Raw genomic sequence first — 6,592 nt, 5'->3', positions numbered from 1 at the left:
CGGGCTGCGGAAAAAGTACGGTGATCAATCTTCTCATGCGTTTTATGATGTGGATTCCGGTTCCATCCGGGTAGATGGGACAGATATACGCCATATGACCAGACAAAGCTTAAGAACCAGTTACGGTATGGTGCTGCAGGAGACATGGCTTAAATCAGGGACCATTCGTGAAAATATTGCATATGGAAGGCCGGAGGCGGATGAGGAAGAGATCATTCTGGCGGCAAAGGAGGCTCATGCCCACAGCTTTATCAGGCGTATGCCGGAAGGATATGATACTGTTATATCGGAAGACGGCGGAAACTTATCCCAAGGACAGAAACAGCTTTTATGCATTGCCAGAGTTATGCTGTGCCTTCCTCCCATGCTGATTCTTGATGAAGCCACTTCATCCATTGATACCAGAACTGAGATAAAAATACAGAAGGCTTTTGGAAAAATGATGGAAGGGCGTACCAGCTTTATCGTCGCTCACCGTCTTTCTACGATTAAAGAAGCGGATGTGATACTGGTAATGAGGGATGGCCATATCATTGAGCAGGGAACCCATGAAAGCCTGCTTTCCCAAAATGGATTTTATGCACAGCTTTATAACAGCCAGTTTGCTGTGTAGTTTCGATAAGATAATAAAAAACAGCGTCAGAAAGATATCTGGGATATGCTTTCTGACGCTGTTCTTTTTTTCTCTGTTATGATATACTTTATAAAGTTCGATATTAGTTATAATAACTATATAAAAGGCGGTAGGATTATGTTTAAAATCATTATGGAAGCCAGGAGAGCAGTCTGTTTCAGCCCCGTAAGAATTCCTTTGCAGTTCACGGATAAAGGGAGGGGGGATGGATGATTATTATGATCACATTACAGGCGGTTTAAGATACTGATTTTGTAAAAGACAGTATAAAAATCTTGGCCGTATTTTTTGGTTTAAAAGAACAGGGGGAAAAAATGAGTTTTTTAGATATTATGTTGCTGGGTGCACTGTTAACAGAGAGTGTGCTTTTAATTGCGTTGGCCCATTTTTACAATATAGAAAAAGAAAAAGTTCAGATTGAGAAAACAAAAAGAGCCGAAGATAAGGAGTATATTGATATTTTTATAGAACATCTGGAAAAACGGGCTGAAACCTATGAAATACTCCTTGAATTTAAAAGAATTTTAGAAGAAGCTTATAAGGATGCGATTTAAGAAAGGAAAACGGGCAGAGATCCGGCTTATTTCCTTCTGATATAATCCATATGAAAATAATCCTTGACATTTTGAACATCCGTTATTACAATGGTACGTAACGTTACAATTAAAAACATCAAATGCAATGAAGGTGTAAGTAAATCCTTATTTTCTTCCAGAGAGAAGGGGCCATCGGCTGTAAGCCCTTTTAAGTTCAGATAAGAGATTGAATTTCCCACTGAAGCAGCATGATTGAAACCAGTGACAGCTTTGGCTGCCGGTCTGGCGGGTAAGTCATGACGTCAATACACGTTACGTATACCGAGTGCCTGTGTCATACGCAGGAATCAGGGTGGTACCGCGAATATAGCTTCGTCCCTTTTTGGGGCGGAGCTTTTTTTAGTTCATTTCGCTGTTAAAGCAGCAAAAGTAAAATTTGATCATGAAAAGAAGGAGAGCACGATGAAGGACCAATTGGAAAAAATCAAACAGGAAGCGTTAACGCAGATTGAAGCTTCCGATGCGCTGGAAAAACTAAATGACATTAAAGTTGCTTATCTTGGAAAAAAGGGTGAGCTGACCAGTGTATTAAAAAGTATGAAGGATGTTGCTCCGGAAGACAGGCCAAAGGTGGGCCAGATGGTAAATGACGCCCGGGCCGTGATCGAGGGGAAATTAGAGGATGCCATATCCGCCCTGCAGAAAAAAGCCAGAGAAGAACAGCTGAAAAAAGAAGTAATTGATGTAACCCTTCCCGGCAGACGGAATAAGGTAGGCCACACCCATCCGAATACCATTGCCCTGGAAGAGGTTGAGAGAATCTTCGTTGGCATGGGATATGAGGTCATTGAAGGGCCGGAAGTGGAATACGATTCCTATAACTTTGAAAAGCTGAATATCCCTAAGAATCATCCGGCGAGAGACGAACAGGATACCTTTTATATCAGTGACAACATCGTATTAAGAAGCCAGACATCACCCGTTCAGGTCAGGACCATGGAAAAGGGCAAACTGCCGATCCGCATGCTGGCCCCCGGCCGTGTATTCCGGTCTGATGAGGTGGATGCAACCCATTCCCCTTCTTTCCACCAGATAGAAGGACTTGTGATTGATAAAAATATCACATTTGCGGATTTAAAGGGAACCCTTGCAGAGTTTGCAAGAGAGCTTTTTGGCCCGGAGACAAAAGTTAAATTCCGTCCGCACCATTTCCCATTTACAGAACCAAGCGCGGAGATGGATGTTACCTGTTTCAAATGCGGCGGAAAAGGCTGCCGCTTCTGCAAAGGCTCCGGCTGGATTGAGATTCTTGGCTGCGGCATGGTCCATCCAAATGTGCTTACAATGAGCGGAATCGATCCCAATGAATATTCCGGCTTTGCATTCGGAGTGGGATTGGAGCGGATTGCACTGTTAAAATATGAAATCGATGACATGAGATTATTATATGAGAACGACATCAGATTCTTAAAACAGTTTTAAGGAAAGGGAGATAGATCAATGAATACACCATTATCATGGATTAAAGCATACGTTCCGGATTTAGATGTAACGGCCCAGGAATATACAGATGCTATGACGCTTACCGGATCAAAGGTTGAGGGCTATGTTTGCCTGGATAAAAACTTAGAGAAAATCGTAGTCGGACAGATATTATCCATTGAACGTCATCCGGATGCAGATAAACTGATCATCTGCCAGGTCAATGTTGGAGCGGAAACCGTACAGATCGTTACAGGCGCATCCAATGTAAAGACCGGAGATAAAATTCCTGTAGTATTAGACGGAGGTAAAGTGGCAGGTGGTCATGACGGCGGCGCTCTTCCGGAAGAAGGAATCCAGATCAAGAAGGGGAAACTGAGAGGAATCGAATCCTGCGGCATGATGTGCTCCATTGAAGAGCTGGGCTCTTCCAATGAAATGTATCCGGATGCACCGGAAAGCGGGATTTACATTCTGCCTGAGGATACGGAAATAGGTGCAGATGCCGTAGAAGTGCTGGGCCTTCGTGATTCCGTATTTGAATACGAAATTACCTCAAACCGTGTGGACTGCTACAGTGTAATAGGAATTGCACGAGAAGCGGCGGCTACCTTCCGTAAGCCCTTTGTACCTCCGGTGGTAACAGCCACAGGAAACAGCGAGGATATCCATGACTATTTGAAGATTTCCGTAGAGGATAGCCTTCTCTGTCCCCGCTATTGTGCAAGAATGGTAAAAAATATCAAGCTTGCTCCGTCCCCGGCCTGGATGCAGCGACGTCTTGCCGCATGCGGGATCCGTCCTATTAATAATATCGTGGACATTACCAATTATGTGATGGAAGAGTATGGTCAGCCAATGCATGCCTTTGACTATGACCTGCTTGCAAATCATGAAATCGTTGTAAAATGCGCGGGAGAAGGCGATACCTTCCAGACTCTTGACGAACAGGAAAGAAAACTGGACAGCACCGTTCTCATGATCAATGACGGAGAAAAAGCAGTAGGGATCGCCGGCATCATGGGAGGAGAAAACTCCAAAATCACCGATGAGGTGAAGACCATGGTGTTTGAAAGCGCCTGCTTTGATGGAACCAATATCCGCCTTTCTTCCAAAAAAGTCGGATTAAGGACCGATGCTTCCGGTAAATTTGAAAAAGGACTTGATCCGAACAACGCTGAGGAAGCGATTAACCGCGCGTGCCAGCTGATCGAGGAGCTGGGCGCAGGAGAAGTTGTAGGCGGCATGATTGATATCTATCCTAAGAAGCGGGAGGGGAAAAGACTTCCCTTTGAGCCAGAAAAGATGAACCGGCTTCTGGGCACTGAGATCGAAGCGGAAACAATGCTTGGATACTTTAAAAAGCTGGATTTGGGATACGATGAGACAGCAAATGAAATCCTTATTCCCACCTTCCGTCAGGACTTAGAGTGCATGGCGGATCTGGCGGAAGAAGCTGCCAGATTCTTTGGATATGACAAGATCCCCGTATCCCTGCCCACGGGCGAGGCAACCACCGGCAAGCTGTCATATAAATTAAGAGTAGAAGAGGTGGCAAGAGAAGTGGCGGAATTCTCCGGATTTTCCCAGGGAATGACCTATTCCTTTGAAAGCCCCAAGGCATTTGACCGTCTGCTGATCCCGGAGGACAGTCCGCTCCGTGTGACAGTGAATATATTAAATCCTTTGGGAGAGGATTTCAGCGTTATGAGGACCTCCCCTCTTCATGGAATGTTAAACTCCTTATCCACCAACTACAACCGCCGCAATAAGAATGTCCGCCTTTATGAGCTGGCTAATATTTATCTTCCAAAGGCGCTTCCATTGACCGAGCTTCCCGATGAAAGAATGCAGTTTACCCTGGGATTTTACGGCGACGGCGATTTCTTTGATATGAAGGGCGTGATTGAAGAATTCTTCGATAAAACCGGAATGCACAAACGGCCTCATTATGATCCAAAGAGCGGAAAAACATTCCTTCATCCTGGAAGACAGGCAGATATCATTTATGATGGGGTAACCATCGGATATCTGGGAGAAGTCCATCCGGAGGTGGCTGACAACTATAAGATTGGGGACCGGGCCTATGTGGCTGTGATTGATATGCCATCCATGATCCCATTTACAAGCTTTGACCGGAAGTACACCGGAATTGCAAAATATCCGGCTGTTACCAGAGACATCAGCATGGTGGTGCCAAAGGAAATTCTGGTCGGACAGATCGAAGAGATCATCGAGCAGCGGGGAGGAAAGATACTGGAAAGCTATGAGCTTTTCGATATTTATGAAGGAACCCAGATTTTAGCAGGATATAAGTCCGTTGCATATTCCATCACCTTCCGCGCAGGCGATCACACCTTAGAAGAGCAGGAGGTTCTTGCTGTAATGAAAAAGATCCTTAACGGATTACAGGGATTGGGAATTGAACTTCGGGCATAAATAAATGCCGTTTTATAAGTAAATCATCAAAGAAAGATGCCAGGAAGAAAGAAAAGTCTCCTGGCATCTTTTTTCTCTGTACCTGCATGGATGTAGTAAATTCCGTCAATCCTTACGGTAAGAATGTAAGAAAGGACAGGGAGGCAAAAGGATGTTTAACAGCCTTGATATTATAGAAATAACAGGAAGGATTGTCCGGGATTCCTGGGGGTATCCCGGAGTAGAAGCTGAAGTGATCCTGGAAAACGGTGCTCATGGAAGAGCGACGGTTTCCCTGGGAGACACCGGCAGGGCAGAGAAACAGGCAGAGCTTGTGGGCGGCTGGCTTTCAGAAACAATATTGTTTGAGGATGCATCAGACCAGGGAAGAATCGATCGGATGCTTTCCCAGGCAGCAGAGGAGAAAGAGGAGAACCGGGCAGAAGGGGACGGAAACCAGGGAGTACTGGCTTTATCAATGGCGGCTGCAAGGGCGGCAGGAGCAGGGCTGCATCTGCCGCTGTACCGTTATCTGGGCGGAACCTCGGCTCCTGTGATGCCGGTTCCCATGATGAGCATGATAAGCGGAGGAGGCGGGGAAAAAGGTCTTGATTTTCAGGAGATCATGATTGTGCCTCAGGGAGCCAATTCCTATTCGGAAGGACTTCGCATGGGAGTGGAGATTTACCATACATTAAAAAGGCTTTTATCCATAAGCGGCTTTAGCACCTCCACAGGAGATGGCGGCGGCTTTGTACCGGATATGAAAAACTCAGAAGAAGCACTGCATTATTTAATGGATTCCTTTAAGCTTACCGGATATAAGCCGGGGACAGATGTGCTGGTGGCAATCAACGCTGATGCAGACCGTCTGTACGTAAAGGAAGATGGCACCTACTGTTTTTCAAAGGAAAGCAGGAAGGGTGGAATCTCCATAAACAGGGCGCAAAAGGATATGCTTGCTTATTATCTGAGATTGGCGGACGGCTTTCCCATTTGTGCGGTCTTAAACGGGCTTTGGAAAGAAGACCTGGAAGGAAGAGAACAAATGATGAAGCTCTTGGAGCACCGTACGCTTTTGGTGTCCGATGATTTTTCTGCGGCTAATGCCACGATCATCCGTATGGAACAGGCGGGGACTGTAACCGGGGCATTGGAAATGGTGGAGAAGGCAAGAAAAGCCGGACATAAGGTGATCATTGCCAGCGATGGAAAGGATACGGAAGAGTCTTTCCTTGCGGATATGGCAGCAGCAGTCGGTGCCGATTATGTGAAGTGCGGAGCACCGTGCAGAGGAGAGTGCACCGCTAAATACAATGAACTATTGCGCATAGAAGAATTTTATAGGAAATTTGGACGGGCAGTCATGGAATATTCTTTTTGACTTGACGAAGGAAAAGAAAAAACAGTAGCATTTGGAGCAGCATGAAAAAGGCAGCGGTTGTTTTTACAGTCGCTGCCTGGATCATTCATGCTGTTTTTACTGAAAACCGGCTGTTATAAATATCAGCATAAAAACCGT

General features: G+C 45.5%; 4 protein-coding genes, 1 pseudogene and 1 other annotated feature. All 5 genes and pseudogenes read left to right on the top strand.

From position 1 onward, the window contains the following. Positions 1-613: pseudogene (locus RT269_RS29295) on the top strand (ABC transporter ATP-binding protein); the annotation flags it as partial. A 335-nt stretch (positions 614-948) separates the two neighbouring features. Next, the gene (locus RT269_RS29290) at positions 949-1,188 is read left to right on the top strand and encodes a hypothetical protein (protein ID WP_313188015.1); all 240 of its coding nucleotides are present in this window, start codon (positions 949-951) and stop codon (positions 1,186-1,188) included. Positions 1,189-1,306: 118 nt separating this feature from the next. Continuing rightward, positions 1,307-1,553, top strand: a binding site (T-box leader). Positions 1,554-1,632: 79 nt separating this feature from the next. Further along, the gene (gene pheS / locus RT269_RS29285) at positions 1,633-2,652 is read left to right on the top strand and encodes a phenylalanine--tRNA ligase subunit alpha (protein ID WP_313188014.1); all 1,020 of its coding nucleotides are present in this window, start codon (positions 1,633-1,635) and stop codon (positions 2,650-2,652) included. Between the two features lie 18 nt (positions 2,653-2,670). Next, positions 2,671-5,091 (top strand): phenylalanine--tRNA ligase subunit beta, encoded by a 2,421-nt coding sequence (pheT, locus tag RT269_RS29280; RefSeq protein ID WP_313188013.1) that lies wholly within the window; start codon positions 2,671-2,673, stop codon positions 5,089-5,091. Positions 5,092-5,242: 151 nt separating this feature from the next. Next, entirely contained in the window at positions 5,243-6,454 is a 1,212-nt protein-coding gene (eno, locus tag RT269_RS29275) for a phosphopyruvate hydratase (RefSeq protein WP_313188012.1), read from the top strand. Positions 6,455-6,592: the final 138 nt, after the last annotated feature.

Origin of the sequence: Lacrimispora sp. (assembly GCF_032078915.1) — a bacterium.
Lineage (GTDB): Bacteria > Bacillota > Clostridia > Lachnospirales > Lachnospiraceae > Lacrimispora.
Note: the sequence above shows the minus strand (reverse complement) of the source record. Positions and strands in the feature narration are given on the sequence as shown.